The 19,504-nt window shown below is 36.8% G+C and carries 15 protein-coding genes; 3 read left to right on the top strand and 12 right to left on the bottom strand.

The features are described 5' to 3' along the window. Nucleotides 1-20: 20 nt before the first annotated feature. Together BAQ46_RS01845 and BAQ46_RS01840 are read right to left on the bottom strand one after the other, a co-directional pair. A complete protein-coding gene (locus BAQ46_RS01845; protein WP_071741545.1) occupies nt 21-2,834 on the bottom strand; it encodes a YhgE/Pip domain-containing protein in 2,814 nt (937 codons plus the stop codon). Between the two features lie 215 nt (nt 2,835-3,049). Then, nucleotides 3,050-3,622 (bottom strand): TetR/AcrR family transcriptional regulator, encoded by a 573-nt coding sequence (locus BAQ46_RS01840; protein WP_000963374.1) that lies wholly within the window; start codon nt 3,620-3,622, stop codon nt 3,050-3,052. 427 nt (nt 3,623-4,049) lie between these two features. Here BAQ46_RS01840 and BAQ46_RS01835 point away from each other — a divergent pair, with 427 nt between their 5' ends. Then, the gene (locus BAQ46_RS01835; protein ID WP_000984154.1) at nt 4,050-4,895 is read left to right on the top strand and encodes a membrane protein; all 846 of its coding nucleotides are present in this window, start codon (nt 4,050-4,052) and stop codon (nt 4,893-4,895) included. A gap of 54 nt (nt 4,896-4,949) precedes the next feature. On the opposite strand, the gene BAQ46_RS01830 is transcribed toward BAQ46_RS01835, so the two are convergent. Continuing rightward, complete coding sequence (locus BAQ46_RS01830; RefSeq protein ID WP_001148847.1) at nt 4,950-5,249, bottom strand: hypothetical protein; 300 nt, start codon at nt 5,247-5,249, stop codon at nt 4,950-4,952. 150 nt (nt 5,250-5,399) lie between these two features. Beyond that, nucleotides 5,400-7,766, bottom strand: a complete 2,367-nt coding sequence (locus tag BAQ46_RS01825) for a DUF6359 domain-containing protein (protein WP_071741544.1) — start codon at nt 7,764-7,766, stop codon at nt 5,400-5,402. A gap of 240 nt (nt 7,767-8,006) precedes the next feature. On the opposite strand from BAQ46_RS01825, the gene BAQ46_RS01820 reads away from it, so the two are divergent. After that, nucleotides 8,007-9,359: a DUF4026 domain-containing protein gene (locus BAQ46_RS01820; RefSeq protein WP_061131501.1), complete on the top strand. Its 1,353-nt coding sequence runs from the start codon at nt 8,007-8,009 to the stop codon at nt 9,357-9,359. Between the two features lie 41 nt (nt 9,360-9,400). On the opposite strand, the gene hemY is transcribed toward BAQ46_RS01820, so the two are convergent. From hemY to BAQ46_RS01800, 4 genes are all read right to left on the bottom strand, one after another. Further along, nucleotides 9,401-10,822: a protoporphyrinogen oxidase gene (hemY, locus tag BAQ46_RS01815; RefSeq protein ID WP_071741543.1), complete on the bottom strand. Its 1,422-nt coding sequence runs from the start codon at nt 10,820-10,822 to the stop codon at nt 9,401-9,403. 19 nt (nt 10,823-10,841) lie between these two features. Then, nucleotides 10,842-11,777, bottom strand: coding sequence for a ferrochelatase (gene hemH / locus BAQ46_RS01810; RefSeq protein WP_000726777.1), 936 nt, complete (start codon nt 11,775-11,777; stop codon nt 10,842-10,844). A 14-nt stretch (nt 11,778-11,791) separates the two neighbouring features. Further along, nucleotides 11,792-12,838, bottom strand: coding sequence for a uroporphyrinogen decarboxylase (gene hemE / locus BAQ46_RS01805; RefSeq protein ID WP_000252614.1), 1,047 nt, complete (start codon nt 12,836-12,838; stop codon nt 11,792-11,794). Nucleotides 12,839-13,017: 179 nt separating this feature from the next. Beyond that, nucleotides 13,018-15,135 (bottom strand): transglycosylase domain-containing protein, encoded by a 2,118-nt coding sequence (locus tag BAQ46_RS01800; protein ID WP_071741542.1) that lies wholly within the window; start codon nt 15,133-15,135, stop codon nt 13,018-13,020. Nucleotides 15,136-15,262: 127 nt separating this feature from the next. Here BAQ46_RS01800 and hmoB point away from each other — a divergent pair, with 127 nt between their 5' ends. Beyond that, entirely contained in the window at nt 15,263-15,760 is a 498-nt protein-coding gene (hmoB, locus tag BAQ46_RS01795; protein WP_000644055.1) for a heme-degrading monooxygenase HmoB, read from the top strand. Between the two features lie 187 nt (nt 15,761-15,947). Here hmoB and BAQ46_RS01785 read toward each other — a convergent pair whose 3' ends face one another. From BAQ46_RS01785 to BAQ46_RS01770, 4 genes are all read right to left on the bottom strand, one after another. Further along, nucleotides 15,948-17,366, bottom strand: a complete 1,419-nt coding sequence (locus BAQ46_RS01785; protein WP_071741541.1) for a PH domain-containing protein — start codon at nt 17,364-17,366, stop codon at nt 15,948-15,950. Then, nucleotides 17,359-17,835, bottom strand: a complete 477-nt coding sequence (locus BAQ46_RS01780) for a PH domain-containing protein (protein ID WP_001182705.1) — start codon at nt 17,833-17,835, stop codon at nt 17,359-17,361. The genes BAQ46_RS01785 and BAQ46_RS01780 overlap by 8 nt, the downstream gene beginning before the upstream one ends. 74 nt (nt 17,836-17,909) lie before the next feature. Beyond that, on the bottom strand, nt 17,910-18,206 hold the full coding sequence (locus BAQ46_RS01775) for a hypothetical protein (RefSeq protein ID WP_000606841.1): 297 nt from the start codon (nt 18,204-18,206) through the stop codon (nt 17,910-17,912). Between the two features lie 246 nt (nt 18,207-18,452). Then, on the bottom strand, nt 18,453-19,436 hold the full coding sequence (locus BAQ46_RS01770) for a hypothetical protein (protein WP_071741540.1): 984 nt from the start codon (nt 19,434-19,436) through the stop codon (nt 18,453-18,455). Nucleotides 19,437-19,504: the final 68 nt, after the last annotated feature.

Genomic DNA, 19,504 nt, shown 5'->3' with positions numbered 1-19,504 from the left:
CACCAAAAAGGTGCTTTTTTCTACGCTTCAACCGATTGATTTTCAGCAATATTTTTAAACTGTCGTTTGTGCATCCAAGTTAATGAAGCAATTGTTCCAAGTGATAACACAACGATAAAGATCATGAGTATTCCTATGTTTTGCCACATGAAGTTAAAGTCTCCGCTTGATACGACTGCTTTCAGCCCTGATACAGAGTATGTCATCGGTAGCCAAGCATTGAATGGTTGTAAAAACTTCGGAATCAATTCTAGTGGGAATGTTCCAGCACTTGTTGTAAGCTGAATAATTAATGTGATGATGGCGATGAAACGCCCTGCATCACCGAATGCTGTTACTAAACATTGAATTAATGCGATAAACGCTAAACTTGTAACAATGCTAAAGAGTATGAAATACGGAATACTTTGTACTTCTACACCTAATCCAAACAATAATATGACATCAGCTACTACTGCTTGAATAATACCGACTGATAGTAAAACGCCGAACTTACTAATAAACCAGCTAAATCCTGATTTTGGAACACCCACTGTATCACGTAATGGATATACGATTGATAATAGTAATGCCCCAACAAATAAACCGAGTGATAAGAAATACGGTGTAAATCCAGTTCCGTAGTTTGGAACTTCCGCCATTTTCTCCGTCTTCACTTTTACAGGACTTGCAAACATATCATACGTTTTATCCGTTCCTTTTACTTCACCAGTTTTCTCTGCCCCTTCGCCAAGTTTCTCAGCAAGTTCACCTGAACCGTCGTTTACTTTTACAAGGCCATCCGTTACTTTCCCGGAACCGTCTGCTAGTTTATTAACGCCGTCGATTAGCTGGGTTGAGCCGGTTGACATTTTATTTAGACCACCATTTAGCGTACCTATGCCAGTTGTTACTTGACCAGAGCCATCTGCTAGTTGATTTACACCACCTGCCATTTGGTTTGCTCCTACAGATAATGTACCTAAACCGCCTGTTACTTGGCTTGAGCCATCTGCTAGTTGATTTACACCACCTGCCATTTGGTTTGCTCCTGTAGATAATTCGCCTAAACCGCCTGTCACTTGACCAGAGCCATCTACTAATTGAGTTACACCACCTGTCATTTGGTTTGCTCCTACAGATAATTTCCCTAATCCTATTGTCACTTTTCCAGATCCACTTTGTAATTGAGTTGCGCCATCAATTAATTGAACTGATCCCTCTTTTAATTTATCAGCACCTCTTTTTGTATCTCCTAACCCTTCACCAAAATCCTGAAACGTACTAACAAATTTCGCTTGTTCATTCGTTAGTTTCTCAATACCCTCCGTTAAAGCTTTCACCCGTTTTGGATTTGGTAATTCGCTTTGTACTCCACTTGTCGTTTGTTGTATTTCACCTTTTAATTGTTTTACTTCTGCATTTAATTTATTTGTTCCACCTGCAACTCCAACAGCTTTTTGTTGCACTGTCGCTGTACTTTTTGCCGCACTTGTTATAAAGGGTTGCAACTGATCTTGATATTCTTTTGGTAAACTCTCGATTTGCTTTTGCAAATTTGCTACATCTTGCGTTGCAGTTTTTGCATCCTCTGCTGTTGATTGCGTGAATTCATTTAACAGATTTACTTTTTCTCCAGCCTCATTTATTTTCTCATTTACCTTATTTAATGTAGAAGGAGCTTTTGACTGCATTTCCTCTAAACCTGCAATAGAGTTTTGTACGTTACTATTTAACTCCTGCAATCCCTTTTGAATCCCTTGAGACCATTTCTCTAATTGGCTTTGTCCCTCAACAACTTTTCCCATACCATTTGATAGATCGGTTGTTCCTGCTTTTAATTCGCCAGATTTACTTACCAATTTGTTCAAACCACCAGTCACTTGCTCAGATCCATCACGTAATTCGTCAATTCCTTTTTTCATTTCATCCGTTTTTCCATTTAACGTATTCAAACCTGCTGTTACTTTCTGAGAGCCATCTTGTAATTTCTCTATACCTACCTGCATCTCACCCGTTTTGCTATTTAACGTATTCAAACCTACTGTTACTTTCTGAGAGCCATCTTGTAATTTCCCTATACCTACCTGCATCTCACCCGTTTTGATATTTAACGTATTTAAACCTGCTGTCACTTTCCCTGACCCATCTACTAATTTATTAGATCCATCTGCTAGTTTCCCTACTCCATCCTTCATCTCCCCAGACTTTCCTTGAAGTGTATGAAGTCCATCCGTTACTTTACTTGAACCATCATGCAACTCACTTGATCCGTCATGTAGTTTACTTGCTCCTTCCGCCCCATCTGCTAGTCCTTTTGAGACGTCTTGAATGGAATCAAACATTTTCTCTGCATATGTTTTCGTTAACGTACTTGCTACTTCACCTTTAATTTTTTCAATGGCTGTTCCGCCAATTTGGGAAGATAAGAAGTTTAAGCTTTCGTTTGGAATGTATTCTAAGTTTAATGGCTTCGGATCGTCTTTTAATAACGTTGTAGCGTTACTTGAGAAGTCATCTGGAATGCGTACTAACATGTAATACTTTCTGCCTTCCATTCCTTTTTTCGCTTCTTTTTCACTTACAAATTCCCATTTAAAACTGGTATTATCTTTTAAATTATCAACAAGCCCTTTTCCGACCTCAATTGGTTTTCCGTCAAATACTGCACCTTTATCTAAATTGACTACCGCAACTGGTAAATCATCTAACTGTTTATACGGATCCCAAAAGGCCCATAAAAACATACCTGCATATAAAATTGGTACGAATAGAACCGCGATAATTGGAATTAATATTTTTTTACTTTTTATAATTTGTGTGAACTCTTTACGAAGTAACTGATTTCCTTTCATCATTTCTCCCCCTTTTCAAAGTGACCATATTGTTCAAATGGTCACTTTTACCCAAACAAAAAGGCTATACTGATTCATACATATGCCTTATCCCCGAATTTATACTATGCAACTGTTCCTTACTATGAAGTGAATATTTCTATTATCCCTCCTAAATTAAATATATGACCACCTTGTTCAATCGGTCACTTTTTTATAATAATAAAAGGATTATCTTAGTTTGACAATCCTTTTAATAAATAAAATTCAAATAATTCTGCAATTTTCTCTTTTTCTAGCGGTTCATGATTTTTTTCCCAATCAAAAATAAGCGATACATATAAGCGAAGCATAATAAATGCTGTAATTTCTGGATCACATTTGCTAATTTCACCTTTATCAATCGCAATCTTTAAATAGGATTGAATGACAGAAACGATTTCCACATCTACTTGTTGCATCACTTCTTGTACTTCTTTCGTTCCCATATCGCGCTCTTCTTGAATTAACTTAATCATGAGCTGATGTTCTTTTCTGAATTCTAATATGCTATATAATGCTCTATGTACATTTTCAAAAAATGAAACATCTGAACGAATTGCATTTTCTGCAACTTGCTTCATTTCTGTAATTAAATTAGAAATAATCTCGCCAAATAGCTCTTCTTTATTTTTGAAAAAAGTATAAATCGTCCCTTTTCCTACATTCGCTAACTTCGCTACTTGATCCATCGTTGTTGCTTTATAACCGAATGCTGAAAAAGACTTTGTTGCAGCCTCAATAATAGAACGTTTTCGATCTATCGCCACATCGTCACCTCCAAAAATGACCAATTGGATAATATAGTCAATTAGTACATCTTTGATATTACCACACGCTTACATTCTATACAAGTTCTCTTTTTTATTATTTCCAGTATAAAAAATTCCAGTCAAATTGTATCATACTGTCCATAGTTTATCAGAAGAAAAGAGAAAAGGAAAAGGTGTTCTTGAGATATACAGCTAAACCTTACTTCCCAACAACAAATTTCTCTTTTTTTAAATAATCAAATAAAAAAACAAGAAAATCTTTACATTTAATAGTAATATAGAAAATAGACAAGTTTATCCGACTTTAACGGGCAGTAAGACCCTACCTCAAAATTCAGCGAAAGCAAAGAATTTAGGTGGGGATCGGGCTGACCATAAAAGTCCGATTGGTGAAGACTAATAATCAGTGGAGGCTTTTTCAGTCATGATGCGTGCGCTTCGTTTAAATATAAAGCAAGCTTTTTGTAATCGTGTTTCTTTAATTATTATGTTTAGTGGATTCGTTCTTATTTGTATTTATCATTATTATTATGTCATTCGTTATTTAGGGGACGCTGCAAGCGGACCTATATCAACAGATATAAAATGGATTGGATTTCGTGACAATGAAATGGATGTTTATTTATTATTAATGCCAATTATTGCGAGCCTTCCCTTTAGTACAAGTTACAACTCGGATAAATCTGATGGCTTTAAACAGTTTGTAAGTAAAGGAATTAATTTATTTTCTTATTCAATAACGAAATATATTGTTACATTCTTTTGCGGCGGACTTCTTTATACGCTTCCATTTATCTTATCTTTATTATTTTGCAAATTAACCATTCCAGACGGAGAAACGCCGGCTGGTTCAGGCATCATAAATGTTAATGGGATGTTTGCAAACTTATATGAGGCTTCTCCCATTATTTACATTACTGTATATATTGGAATTAACTTTTTATTTGCAGGTTTAATGGCTCTTTTAGGACTTGCTGCATCTGCATGGTCACAAAAAGATTATATGTCGCTTCTATTTCCATTTGCAGCTACCTCCATCCCTTACGTCCTGCTAAATACCGTCTTCCCTACAATAGGCGGAGCACCAATTCATTTATATGATCCAAAACAACCATTGGATGGAATGTCACCGTACATTTTAACGGTGCAATGTGCTTTCTTTCTTTTCGTTAGCTTACTTATGTATATACGAGGGGTAAAGCGGGATAGAAAAAAATATAGAAGAAGATTGCAAAGAAGAGATCGGTGTAGAAAATCATTTCAAGTATAATAAACCTCTAATTTCCTTACTATCTTGAAAATTAGAGGTTTATTTACTATCCTTTTATGGCGTGCCAGCCAATCCCCATAAAATAACGACCCCTACAAAATAAATCGCTTTAATACCTACAACTAAACATAATGAAATAATTGCATATTTACTTAATTCTCTCCTTGCGCCAATTAAAGTAAAAATAACTGCTAAACTAAACGTTATATAAGATGCTGCTGTATGTATTAAGTTATATGTAATATCTAAATTTTGCGTAAGTCCTATTACCTCCGCTACAAATTGAAGCATGACGATTGTACTAAAAAAAATTGCAAGCTGATTTATTAATTTTCCATTTAGTTGTGCTTGCATCATTGACCTCCCCAAAAACTAAATATTCAATTAATTTTACCATAAAACTGCAGAAGACCAATCTATATCATTCTAAAAAATCGCTTATACACTATCCTTATCTATTTTTATCAAATAAAAGAACGCTTAGTTACCTAAGCGCCCCCTACTTTAAGATGCCTTCTTCAAATCAATTTGAGCAAGTACTGGGTCGTGATCACTTACACGTCCGTGCTCTTTCATAATGTTTGAGTTTAAGTGTACTGGATCTACGATTGTGTGCGGTGCGATGTTGTTTGTTACTAAAATATGATCTAGCACTTGTGCATTTCCTTCATGAATATACGTGTAGCGGTTTTCTTTCGGCACTGTGTTTAACATATTTTTCAAGATTGTTCCTTCTAGTGCTTTTAGTGGTTTAGCAAACTCAAAATCGTTCATATCCCCTAACACAACAACTGGTGCATTCGTGTTCTTTTTCTGAATTCCTTGTACGAAATGATTGACTTCTTGTGCTAATTGAACTCGTTTTTCTTCACTTTTTAATACGAGCGGCTGTACTTTTCCAAATGGTGTTGCATCTCCTATTTTTGAGTTTAAGTGATTTGCAACAACAACTAAATTTTGTCCTTGGAACGTAAATTCTGCCGCAAGCGGTTTACGTGTACTTTCAAACAATGGATTTTCGTCTCCAATACGGACAACGTTTTTATCAAGCAACTTCGGTACTGTTGCTAATTTCACGCGTGATGGGTTATAGAAGAAACCGACGCGAATGTTAGCGCCTGGTGCTCCTCCGTCTAAATTATTATTCGGAGCAATTTCTACATACTCATACTTTGGCCCGCGAATTTCTAGCACTGCATCAATGATACGTTTTGCGCTTAACGAAGCATCTGTTGTACCGTCATTAACCGTTCCGTTATTATCTTGCATTTCCTCTACACCGATAATATCCGGCATTTTTAAATTGTATTTAATAGAATACGCTAACGCTTTTACTTTTTCATCTGTTGTTTCTTTTTTATTCGCCGAGAAGTTTTCAATATTATATGTAGCAACCGTTAACTTATCAAGACGCGGCTGAATATTTGCTCCTATTTGCTTAAATCCACCGTCTACTACAGATGGTAATTCCGTTATTGGCGCAATGCGGAACGCACCGTAATCATATCCGACTACTCCTGTTATATTTCCAGTGAAAGTATCTCCTACTTTTGCTACATAATTACGAGGTACTTTTACAGAAAGACGCTCTGGGTTTAATTGATTTTCATCTAATACAGGTGTGCCATATTTCGTTACGACTTTATTTCCGCCATTTTTCACTGTTACATATAAATTCCCGTTTTTCTGAGGTGCAATAATTTTTGGCGTTGGCATCGTAACGCGCATACCTTCTATACTTTCATAAAAATCGATTGCATCTTCATTTGGATCAAATAAACCAAATGCATCATTATCGATAATTTGATAAGGAATTTTCACACCGTTTTCTCCAAGTACAATCGGTGCTGGTAAAACTTGATCTTTTGCGATTACAGCAACGCGGCTCGCTTTAATTTCCGTCGTCGTTAAGTCTGTGTCAAACCTTTCTGCATATCCAGGTCCAACATATTCTTCTACTACTCCATCAACTTGAATAAGATCTCCTACTGCTACATTCGCATCCTTTTTGTACACATACATACCTTCTGAAGTAGCTGGATCATTATCTGGCTGATTATCTTCTATATAAAAACCATTTTTATCAAGCGCTGTTACAACGCCTTCCACATTGTATACTTTCTTCCCGTTGTAAGGAGAAATATGTGATTTTCCTTGAATATCATGAATACGAACTGGTTCATTGTTTACGATAACAAATGAAAATGTTGAAATTGCTGAAGAAGTAAGCCCTTCTTTCTCTGCAATTGCTTTAATCACACTATTTTCATTCACTACAATTTGTCCGTTATAACGAACACTTTTATTTGTAGGGTTAGAGCCATCTAACGTATAGTAGATTGTTGCTCCTTCTGTATTCGTTGTTAACGTTACTGCTGTTCCTTTCGCAATTTCTCCGCCACTAGGCGACGCTACTACATCGCTAACACGGTTTTGTCCTTCTCCTTGAAACTTATGAGCTGTTACTGATTTTAAACCTGGGCTACTAAAATATAATTCAAGCGTCCCTGTTAAACTAACTTTCTTCCCAATATTTTCAGGATGATCTTTCACGTTTACTGCCGCTCTCACATCGCCTTTTGGCAACTGAACAGGCATGATTTTGTCTGGATTCGTTTCATTTGGCGAATCAGCAATTGCTACGTTTGTATCATCAAACTTAGCCGGATCTTTCGTGTATTTCGAAGGACTTTGCGTATATCCGACAATATATCCTTCCACTATCCCCTTCGTTTTCCCTTGCTGCTTAAATACTTGAATTGCTTTTTCTACTGACATAGAAGTCGTTTCTTCTGCTTGTACTAAAGTTCCAGTAAATGAAAGCAATAGTATGAATGATAAAAAGACACTTAACAATTTCTTCACAGCCATTTCCCTCTCCCTATTTCATATTTTCTCAGCATGTCTATCATATCAAATGATTCGTTATATAGAATGATATTTCGACAAGTTTTACAAAAAATTTATTTAATTTACAAGCTTTCAAACTATAATACAAAATAATAATTTTACACCTTATACGAATGCGTTTTATAATATGAAAGAGAAAAAACAGAAATATCGAAATTTAATTGGCATGTAAAATGGATTCATTTGAATAGGAGTGATTGGATGGAAGTACAGACAGAAACATACCGCGCAGCTATGAATGGAACATTAGAACGTCATTTTTCAGATATGATTGCTGTTATACCGACTAGAATTACAATTGAGAAGTTAAAACAACGGCTAGAAACTATCGCTACTAAAGTTGATGAGTTAAAAATTGTTTATAGTGATGAGACAAGCCTTATTGTTGAGTTACACATCGATGAAAAAGTCATACCGTATGAACTGCATATTGATGAGGCGAATGACCCAGAAGAATATAAACTGTACAATAGACAAGATTCTACAATCGTAGATCGTAATTTTGAAGATGCGGCTTTCGGTACTGAAATTTTCACCCGTACGCTATTTGTAGGCGATGTGCTGGACTGCTTTTTCCAGCAGTTACAGTTTTTATGGAACCTTGCGCCAGATTTGTTATTTTTAATTGATTCAAGTGCAGCAATGAAGGTAATATCTAGAAGCTATATTGAATATCACGTTGAAAATGAATTATTACCTGACATTCCTGACTTGTACGTTATTCATTCCGTTTATGAAGACGATAAAGAAGGCGAGCCTACGCAATATTGGTTTCATACACACGGCCTTTTAAGAGCGGGCGTAACAGAAATAGAATTAATTATTCCAAATCGCATTCCTTCCTACTATGGCATTGGTGACCTCTTTCAAACATTTGCGAATAATGCCGTTGAAAATGGACAAGTCCCTATGAATGAGCCTATCGTTATCGCACATAGTCAGCAAGGTTCTATACATACAGTAGCTGTGCCGTGGGAAAAAGGTTTATCTTATATTGGGCATAAAACGAGTATAGATCAATTATCTTCAATTGAGGATGAAGAAGTGAAGCTACAACCAATAGATGCACAAAACACATTCTTAGGCGGGATGGATGACCGAGATGAATACCATCAATCGCCATCTGTTCTCTTGTTCAAATTTGATACTTCAGAAGAATGTATCGAAAGCTTTTTCAAAGAACACGAGGAAGCTACAGGGCTCATGTTCTATAAAACAAATAGTGAAACGGCTCGTATGGCTTACAATGCAAAAAATACTTTCGGGTATTTCAGCAACATTTTTCAAATTGAACAATCAAATGAGGAGTTTCGTTTTCTCGCTAAGTTTGGCGTTTCCTATGAAGAGGGTAAAAGCGAGCATATGTGGTTTGAAATGCAACATATTACAGAAGACTTTATTCAAGGAATACTCATTAATGAACCATATTTTATAGAAGATATGAGTGAAGGAAATAGTTATCATTTAGATTTTGATGACTTAACAGAATGGGTTATTTATGCAGGAGATGCCGTTATAAAGCCAAATAACTTATATATGTTTATTGGTGAATAAGTAACAAAACGCCTTCAATATGATTGAAGGCGTTTTGTTACTTATTGTGCGATTAATTCCGTATTCATTACTTTCTCCAAATGAGAGAGTACACGTTTTGCAGCCCTCTCACCTTGATCAATACAGTCCGGCAGACCAGAACCAGCGTAAGAACTACCTGCCAAGTATATACCCGGCAACTCTTTCTCCATAAATGTTGTGAGTTTCTTCATTCGCTCATTATGACCTACTGTATATTGGGGCATCGCTTCTTTCCAGCGGCTTACGACTGTAAACTCTGGGTCCTCTGTAATATCCATCGTCTTTCGTAAGTCTTCTAGTACAAGCTGAACGAGTTCCTCTTCTGTTTGTTCTACAACCGCTTCATCACCAGGTCGTCCAACGTAACATCGAAGAAGCGTTTTTCCTTCTGGCGTTGTATGTGGCCACTTTTTATGTGTCCACGTACATGCTGTAATTGTGTAATCGCTATTTCTGGATACGACAAATCCTGTACCATCAATATCGCGCTGAATAGCTGATTTCGGAAAAGCCATTGCCACATTCGCAACTGATGTGGATGGAATGTTGCGGAAGAAACGAAATTGCTTGTACTGCGCAAACATAGATGGCAATACTTTATGTGAGCTTGCCACTACGACCGCGTCTGCTTCTATTTCTTTTCCGTTACTAAGAGTAATCGCATAGCCATCACCCTGTTTTGCAACTTTTTCAATGCGAGTTCCCTTTATTATCGTACCTTCATGCATCTTTGATTCGAGAGATTCTACGATAGATTCTAAACCGGTTTTCACTGTTTGGAAGATTCCCTTTTTCGGTTCAGCTTTCTCTTCTTTCGGAGCGAGCGTACGCATACCGAGTGAAATACTACGATGTTTCTGCTCAATTTGATACATTTGCGGGAATGTTGACATTAAGCTCATTTCATCAATATCCCCTGCATAAATACCAGATAGTAATGGTTCTATTAAATTTTCAACCACTTCATTTCCGAGGCGATGTCTGAAAAAGTGCCCGAGTGATTGGTCAGATACTGGCTTTGATCTTGGCATTAATAGATCAAAACCAGCTCTTAGTTTACCAATTGGGGAGAACAGCCCGGAAAATAGAAACGGCGTAATTTGCGTTGGAATTCCCATCATTGATCCGCTCGGCATTTTATGTAACCGATTGTTTACGAGGATAAATGATTGACCGGCCTGGTTATTTACAAGCTCATCGCCAAGACCTAATTCTTTCACTAATCTAGCTGCACTTTCTTTTCGTGCTAAGAAAGAATCCGGTCCGCGCTCAATTGTAAATCCATCTTTTCGAACGGTTTGAATTTTTCCGCCAAGTTTACCCGATGCTTCTATCAGTAATGTATCAATCGGCAAGTTTTTTTCATGAATATTTTTTTGTAAGTTATACATTGCTGTTAATCCAGTGATGCCTCCGCCGATGATCACAACTTTTTTCCTCAAGCAGGCTCCCCCTTTCTTCTTACAGTACAGATTCTTTTTTCTTTACTACAACATCTGTTAAGCAGTCAATAAATGCATCCGATGCGTTTGGCATTTCTGGACGATAATATTTCGCGCCAATTTCATCTGTTACAACTTTACACTCAAAGTCGTTGTCATATAAAACTTCTAAATGTTCCGCAACAAATCCAACTGGTGCATATACGAATGAAGTATAACCGTGCTTTTCATTTAGTTCTCTCGTTAAATCTTGTACATCTGGACCAATCCAAGGATCTGGTGTGTTTCCTGCACTTTGCCAACCTACTGCATAGTTTGCTACTTCAGCGCCTCTTGCAATATAGTCCGCTGTTTCATTTAATTGATCTGGATAGGGATCGCCCATTGCGATAATTTTTTCTGGTAAGCTATGAGCTGATACGATTAATACTGCTTTTTCACGTTCTGCGTCTGACATACCGTTATATATACCTTTCACTGCATCAACCCAATACTGGATAAATTTCGGTTCTTTATACCAGCTATCGATGCCATGAATTGTTAAGTTTCCAAGTTTCTCAGCTTCTTCTTGTGCTCGTCCAACGTATGATTTTACGCTAAACGTAGAATAGTGCGGCGCAAGAACAAGTGCGATTGCATCTTGTATACCGTCGTTATGCATATCTTTCACCGCATCTTCAATGAACGGTTCAATATGTTTTAAGCCAAGATACATATGGTACTCGACTTCATCTTGTACTTCATTTAAACGCTTCTCTAACTTCTTAGCTTGCTCTAATGTAATAGTAGCTAAAGGAGAAATACCACCAATTGCACGGTAACGCTCTGTTAAATCTTCTAGCATTTCAGGACTTGGCTTTCTTCCTCTGCGAATATGTGTATAGTAACGTTCAATATCTTCTTCTTTATATGGCGTTCCGTATGCCATTACAAGCAAACCAATTTTCTTTTTCATACAGCAATTCTCCTTTACTTCGCTAACTGCCCTTTAGAGTATTCATGAATAAATGTAGTTAAACGTTTTAATGTATCTGGATTTACTTCTGGGAATACACCGTGACCTAAGTTAAAGATATAACCCGGCTGTTTCATCCCTTGATCTAAAATACCTTTTACATGTTCTTCAATAACAGACCATGGCGCAAGTAAGAACGAAGGATCCATATTACCTTGTACCGCCTTGTGAACGCCGCGTGCACGTGCTTCTTCAATTGGTAAACGCCAGTCTAAACCGACTACATCAAGCGGTAAGTCGTGCCATTCATTTACTAAGTGTGCAGCTCCTACGCCGTGCATAATCATCGGTACACCCATCGTGCGAACTTCTGCAAAAATACGCTCCATTGCCGGTTTAATAAATACGCGGTAATCTGCTACGTTTACTGTTCCAACCCAAGAATCGAAAATTTGAACTGCTTTTGCCCCTGCGTTAATTTGCGCTTTTAAATATGTAATAACCATATCTGCTAGCTTATCCATTAAAGCGAACCAAGCTTTCGGCTCTGCATACATGAACGCTTTCGTATTATGGTAGTTACGAGATGGACCGCCTTCAATCATATAGCTCGCTAACGTAAATGGAGCTCCTGAAAAACCGATTAACGGTACGTCTAGCATTTCAGTCGTTAATAAACGAATTGTATCTAATATGTACGGTACGTCATCTTCTGGATTGATTTCCCCTAGTTTTTCTACGTCTTGTAAAGAACGGATTGGATTATCAATAACTGGGCCAATACCTGATTTAATTTCTACATCCACACCAATTGCAGGTAGTGGTGACATAATATCTTTATAAAGAATTGCTGCGTCTACGTTATACTGATCAACTGGCAGTTTTGTAACGTAAGCACATAACTCTGGATTATGTGTAATTTCAAATAAAGAATACTTTTCTTTTATCTTTCTATATTCCGGCTGCGAACGACCTGCTTGACGCATATACCATGCTGGTACATAATCAGTACGTTCCCCCCTACATGCTTTTAAAAATGTCTCATTTATAGTTCTTACCAAGACCCTAGCTCCCTTCCTTACCACAATGCTTCGAATACGTTCGATATTTATCTTTTTTTACTATACAGCTTGTAAAAACAAAATGCATAATATTATGTACGTTGTTCATTAAATTGACACAAACATTCTTAAAAACGCTTACTATTTTCACAACATTCTTATTATAACACAGAGAAAAACTATGGTTTAGCTACTTTTGACTTTTCTCCTTCGCGATTCGTTTGTGTGTTATATGGCACAACGTAAAAACTCGGTTTTGAAAAGATGTTAACGAACTTTTCCTCATATTCCCCGGCACCATTTACAGTACCTACATGCGTATGAATTCCATTTTCCACTCTATAAATACGATACATAATTCTTTCATCTGGAAGTGGTGTCCAGCTTAATTTCGCTTTAAATAAACCGAAAGGGCTAAATGCTAATTTCATTTTCACATCTTCAATCTTGCGCAGCCGAATTGGAGCACCGATTGTTTCCACACCTTCTGGTTTCCTAAACTGCTCTTTCTGTTCTACATTTGCTTTCGTTAAAATTTTCTTAAATAATTTTGTTGCTGACGCACTTTCTCCTTGCAACTGATGCTCTTTATCTATGCGGTCATAACCAATCCAAACAGCGCCTACTAAATTTGGCGTATAGCCAACGAACCACATATCCCTCGCCCCATTATCGTCATTTGGTAAGGAAGTTGTACCTGTTTTCCCAGCTAACGCTCCGTTATATACACCGGCTTTCGCTGTCCCTTCCTTTACAACTCCTTCTAACATTTTTGTCATATACCATGCCGTTTGTTTCGAGAAAATTTTCGTTTCTACTTTTGGTGATTCTCCAATGACTGCGCCGTGTCTATTTAACACTTTATCAATAACGTGCGGCTCAATAATATCACCATTTGCTAAAAACGCACGATACATTTTCACAAGATCAAATGTTGAAACACCATTTTTCAATCCGCCAAGCGCTGTGCTTAAACCAGCATCGGCAATGTGAACATTCCCTTTCTCTAAATATTGCTTTCCTTCTTCTACCCCCAACTCGTTTAATAAAGAAACTGCTGGTACATTTGCTGACTCTAAAATCGCATCGTACATCGTTATTTCTTTCGAATATTCACGGTTATAGTTCCGAGGCTCATAACCTTCAAAAGAATGTCTTTCATTCGTCAATAAAGAATACGGATTATACTTTTTCGTTTCGAGTGCTGGCGCATAGACGATAAGTGGTTTTAGCACAGAACCGGGCTGTCTTTTTGCAAAAACGCGATTAAATCCTCTCGGGACGTACTTTCTTCCGCCAATCGCAGCTTTAATGCCGCCCGTACGATTATCCATTAATAAAAAAGCACCTTGCGCCCCCTCTTCTTTCCCAGGGAAATTCCTTGCATCTTGAAACTGGTTATACGCTACCTTTTGAATTTTTTCATCCATCGGTACGACAAACGTATATCCTCCGCGAAGCACTTCTTGATGAGACAATCCGTATAAACGAGCTGCTTCATCTATAACCATATCAATATACGGCATATATGCGAGTTCATTCTCATCTAAGTTTTTATATAGTGCAATTGTCTTTCCTTGATAACGTACGCTTTCTTCGGCAGTCAAATAGCCTTGTTTATGCATAAGTGACAATACTAAATCACGGCGTTCCTTACTCTTCTCTGGAGAAAAATAAGGTGAATATCCGTTTGGCGACTTCGGAAGACCTGCAAGCATTGCTCCTTCTTCTACTGTTAAATCTTCTACATTTTTATTAAAATATAACTTTGCTGCTGCTTGAATACCGTAAGCTCCATGTCCAAAATAAATATGATTCATATACATTTCAAGAATTTGTTGCTTCGTATATTTTTGCTCTAATTGAAGGGAAATTGCGACTTCCTTCAACTTACGCGTAAATGTTTTTTCACGAGTTAAAAAAACGTTTTTAGCAAGTTGCTGCGTAATCGTGCTACCGCCTTCGACCTTCCCTCCAGCTAACGTGTCTTTATAAAGAGCACGAAATATAGACGGGTAATCAATTCCTTGATGCTCATAAAAACGAGAATCTTCCACCGCAACGAACGCCTGCTGCACATATTTCGGAATTTGCTCGATTGGTACGAGGTCTCTATTTTCTACGTATAATTTCGTAATTTCTTTCCCTTTCTGGTCAACGATACGTGATGAAGAGTGGAAAACGAGCTGCTTTTCATCCATCATATAGCCACCAGCTAACACAATTAGTTTATAAAGGACAATCGCTAATAGTAGCGTTGCTAACCCACCTAATAAAGTCCACTTTACTTTCTTCATACATCGGCCTTCTTTCCAAATGATGGTACATTTATTATTTGAAAAAGAAGTATCTTTATGTATATAATCTTCGAAGTTTTTTAAGAGAGTTGATATAATAGAAACAAATAAGTAAGGGGGCATTAAAATGAAGGCTATTATTTCATACGAAACACCTCTAGAACAAGCACATTTCACTGCAAAAAATGATGAAAAAAATATGTTTTATAAAGAAAATACAGAAGAATCTGTAGAAGGATCTCTTAAGTATGATGTACTAGACGCTGTTGGAGAATTTAAAGGACAACCTGGCTATATCGTTTGTAACAACATTTCTGTAACAGACGAAGGTCGCCCAGTATTTGAAAACCGTTTTAAAAACCGCGCAGGCCTTATTGAAAACGAACCAGGATTCCAAGCAATCCGCGTTCTACGCCCATTAAGTAACGATACATATGTCATCTTAACGATGTGGGAAACAGAGCAAAACTTTAAAGACTGGACAGAATCACGTTCATTCGAAAATGCTCATAAAAAACGCCCCGCACAAGCAGAAGGACAAGCACCGGCGCATCCACATGCAGAACAGCAAAAGAGTATTTTCTCTCGTCCGTCTTTCGTGACTACTTTTGATGTGTTAGTTTAGGGTTTTTGTATCGTGGTTTCTCCAAGGATACGGTACATGAAATTATATCGGCGATTTTTCGAATATATCGGCGCAACTCGAAATATATCAGCGATTTTTAAAATATATCGGCGCAACTCAAATTATATCAGCGATTTTTGAGATATATCGACTTATCGACAAATCACGACACAAAAAGGAAACACCGTTACACACCGGTGTTTCCTTTTTCTTTATACCAATTATATATACGAAGCGCATCTTCTTTTTGCATATGCTTCACTTTGTAACGATGCCCCGCTACTGACACGTTAGCTGTACATAGCTCGTCTTTCTTTTGGAAATACGACTGACTGTATCCGACTGCTTGCACATGCCTTCTTCGCATGATTCCTGTATATTTCGCGAGTCCTCGGTATACCATGACTAACTGATTGTCCCGTATCATATAACCACTACTTGTATACCGCGCGTATGCAAGTAACGTAAATATAATACATAGTGGTATGAGAGTGAATAACGCGATATTTTGTTTAAAATATATACTCGCACCTATGATTGGCACAGCGAGTACGGCACTTGTAATCCACCCCATTATTATGTAACGGCGTAATGCTTCTTTTGGTAAAGGAACGATTTCCGCTTCCATTTCATACGGCAACTGTAAATATGCGAGTAACTGCTGCACATCTTTTTTCTTCATAAAAGGATGTAACATCACTTCATTTCCTGCCGCTTCTATACTTTGAATGACTTCTACTTCGACAGAGCAATATCCGAAAGGCTGGCGGAGAATGCCTTCTTTCACCGTAATCGCTTGAATACGGTGTAATTTTAAAACAAACTCTTTCTTATCAAATAAACCTTGCACGATGCGAACTTCATTTCCGTTTCGCTCAATTTTAAAGTTCGCATATTTTAATGCATAACCTGCTGTTGAAATGACCCACGACACTGCCATTAAAATCGCCGCCATAACGATTAATTCATATACACCGTTATCCATCACATACGTTTCTACTTTATTGATAAGCCATTCTGGTAGAAATTGATTAAACTCTGTGTAAAGGATGACTAACATAGAAAACACTAATCCGAATCTACCAGATGTAATAGATGCTGCTAAAATCTCTTTCGTTGTTAACTGATATACCGTCTTACTTCCTTCTTCCGCAGGCCCTTCTTCACTCACAACACTTCTTTCTTTATGTAATAAAGCAATGAGTTCCTTCGCTTCTGCTTCTCTAATACCCGCCAACATCACTTCTGGCTCAGTACCGCCGCCTGCCGCTTCAATATTTAATTTCGTCAGTCCAAGTATTTGATAGATGATGTTAGAAGACGTACTAATATTTTGCACACGTTCTTTATTTAAGTAACTTTCTTTTTTTACAAAGACGCCATGTTTAATATGTAAAATATTATTTTCAACCCAGTACACTTTGAAATACCATTTTATCGCTGAAAAAATAGCCATAATGAATAATAGAGCCAAAAGAATAAGGTGGAAGAAATACCATGGTTCTACTTGACCATCTGATCGAAATAAAACAAGAAAAATAAAAGGCAACAAAGTCGCAATTCGAATACCTAATAAAATCGTGATTGGATGTTGCCTCTTATACATCCTCATCACTCACTTTCGCAAGTTCTCCAATTTGTCTTTTCAACTGCTCTGCTTCTTCTTTCGTTAAACCTGGAATACTATGAGAAGTTGCTGCTGTTGAAATATGTAATTCTGCTAAATTGTACTTTCTCATAATCGGGCCCTGTTCAATCGTTACGTGCTGCACACGAATCATCGGAATAAGCACGCGTTTTACAACGAACATTCCCTTTTGAATCTCAATCTCTTCTTCATTTAATCTGTAACTATAATAGCGCTGACGTAAATTTGGAAATACAAAATAATCGAGCGGAATAAATAGAATAGCTCCTGTGACTAACAAGCCAAACAACCAACCCCACCAATTAAAATTGATCATAAAAAAGAAATACGCAATTACGACTGCTAGTATAACTGCCGCCCCAATTAAAGCATGAATTCGCCACACTTTCAGCATATTAGAATGAATCTCCCTTTCTAACGGCTGCATCTCATCACTCCAATTATATGAATGTATTACTTATATATTAGTTGGTATATACATTTTTGTAAAATTATAGTTTTTTACATCGTATCGAGAACTTCTTTAAAATTCCCTTCATTAATGGAATACACTTGAAACTGAATGTAATCTATCTCATTCGTATCTGGCTTAGCAAATGGCAAAATATTAAATCTAGAAGCCGATCTTCCTAGCATATCTACAATCATAAGAGAAACGTCAATATATTCGAAGTCTACACAGAATACGACTGCTTCTCCCGTACATTCATACTCTTTAATCGCATCGTAAGACTTATTGGCACTAATTAACATTACTTTTAATAGTTGGTTCAAATTTTCTGATTTAAAATTAATCATATACGTGGCTCCTTTTTCAACAAAACACTACAAAAATAGTGTAATCTTATACTTTCATAGCTTCACACATCAATTATATTAAAAATAAAGCTAGTTTTTTATAAATTTTTTGATATAATTACTTACGGGAAAAGGGAAGAATTTTGTCTTCCCTTGTGTTTTTATTTGCATCTAGTACTTTTGCTAGATGCTTTTTTTACGCTCAAAAGGTATCCTCAAACACTTTGAGGATACCTTTCCATTAATTTAGTGCACTTCAACAATTGTACCATCTTCAAATACTTTAAATACGCCAGTAAATCCTGATCCAGCTGCGCCTTCTATTTTATATGTCGTACGCACTCTAATTTGATAATATTTCTTTCCATTCTCTACTTGCGTATTTTCTAGCGTATAATCATAGTCTTCTTTATATTCATTTTTAATATATTCTTTCGCTTTCTCAAAAGTAAATGCATCTTGAGTCTTTCCTGTTTCTACCTTTTGGTTCTTCTCTGTCGTTACCTTCTGGTTCTTTTCTGTTTCTACTTTTTGAGGCTTCTCTGCTGTTACCTTTTGGTTCTTTTCTGCTTCTACCTTTTGAGGCTTCTCTGTCGTTACCTTTTGGTTCTTTTCTGTTTCTACTTTTTGAGGCTTCTCTGTTGTTACCTTTTGATTCGTTGCTACATTAGTTTTTTCTGCCTTCGCTACCGTTGCATTCTTTTCTGCTTCACCAATTTTAGTAATTAATCCTGAAGCCTTTTTATTATATTCTTCAAGATTTTTGTTATCTTTTGTTTCTGAAACTAGCTTATTTAATATATCTTTCGCTTCTGCGTAATTTTTCTTATTTATTAACTCTTCACTTTTCACTAGTTGCTCGCTATACTTCTTTTTTTGTTCGACGATAGCTAATAATGCTGTTCGTTCTTCCTTCGCTTGTTTTACTAACGTACTATTTCCATCCTTCATGTTCTCTACTTTTTCAAATGACTTGATTGATTCTTCTACCTTTGTTTCTTCTTTTAACTTCACAGCTTCAATCATTGCTTTTGTTTGTTCTACAAGCACCTTTGCATCTGAATCATCTTTCTTCTCATCTAGTGCTTTTTCAAATGATGATAAGGCATTTTTATACTCTTTATTCGTTAACGCGGTCTTTCCTTCATCCATTACTTTGTCAAAATTCCCATTACTACATCCAGCTAACATTAAAAATGTAAGTCCAATTACCATTAATAACTTTTTCATTTTTTCTCCTCCTATATATCCCCTAAAACAATAGCTTTATATGTATAAAAGTCTGTGTAGTAATTAGA

The sequence above is a fragment of the Bacillus paranthracis genome (assembly GCF_001883995.1).
Taxonomy (GTDB): domain Bacteria; phylum Bacillota; class Bacilli; order Bacillales; family Bacillaceae_G; genus Bacillus_A; species Bacillus_A paranthracis.
The sequence above is the reverse complement of the archived record's forward strand: the minus strand, read 5'-3'. Positions and strand labels throughout refer to the sequence as shown.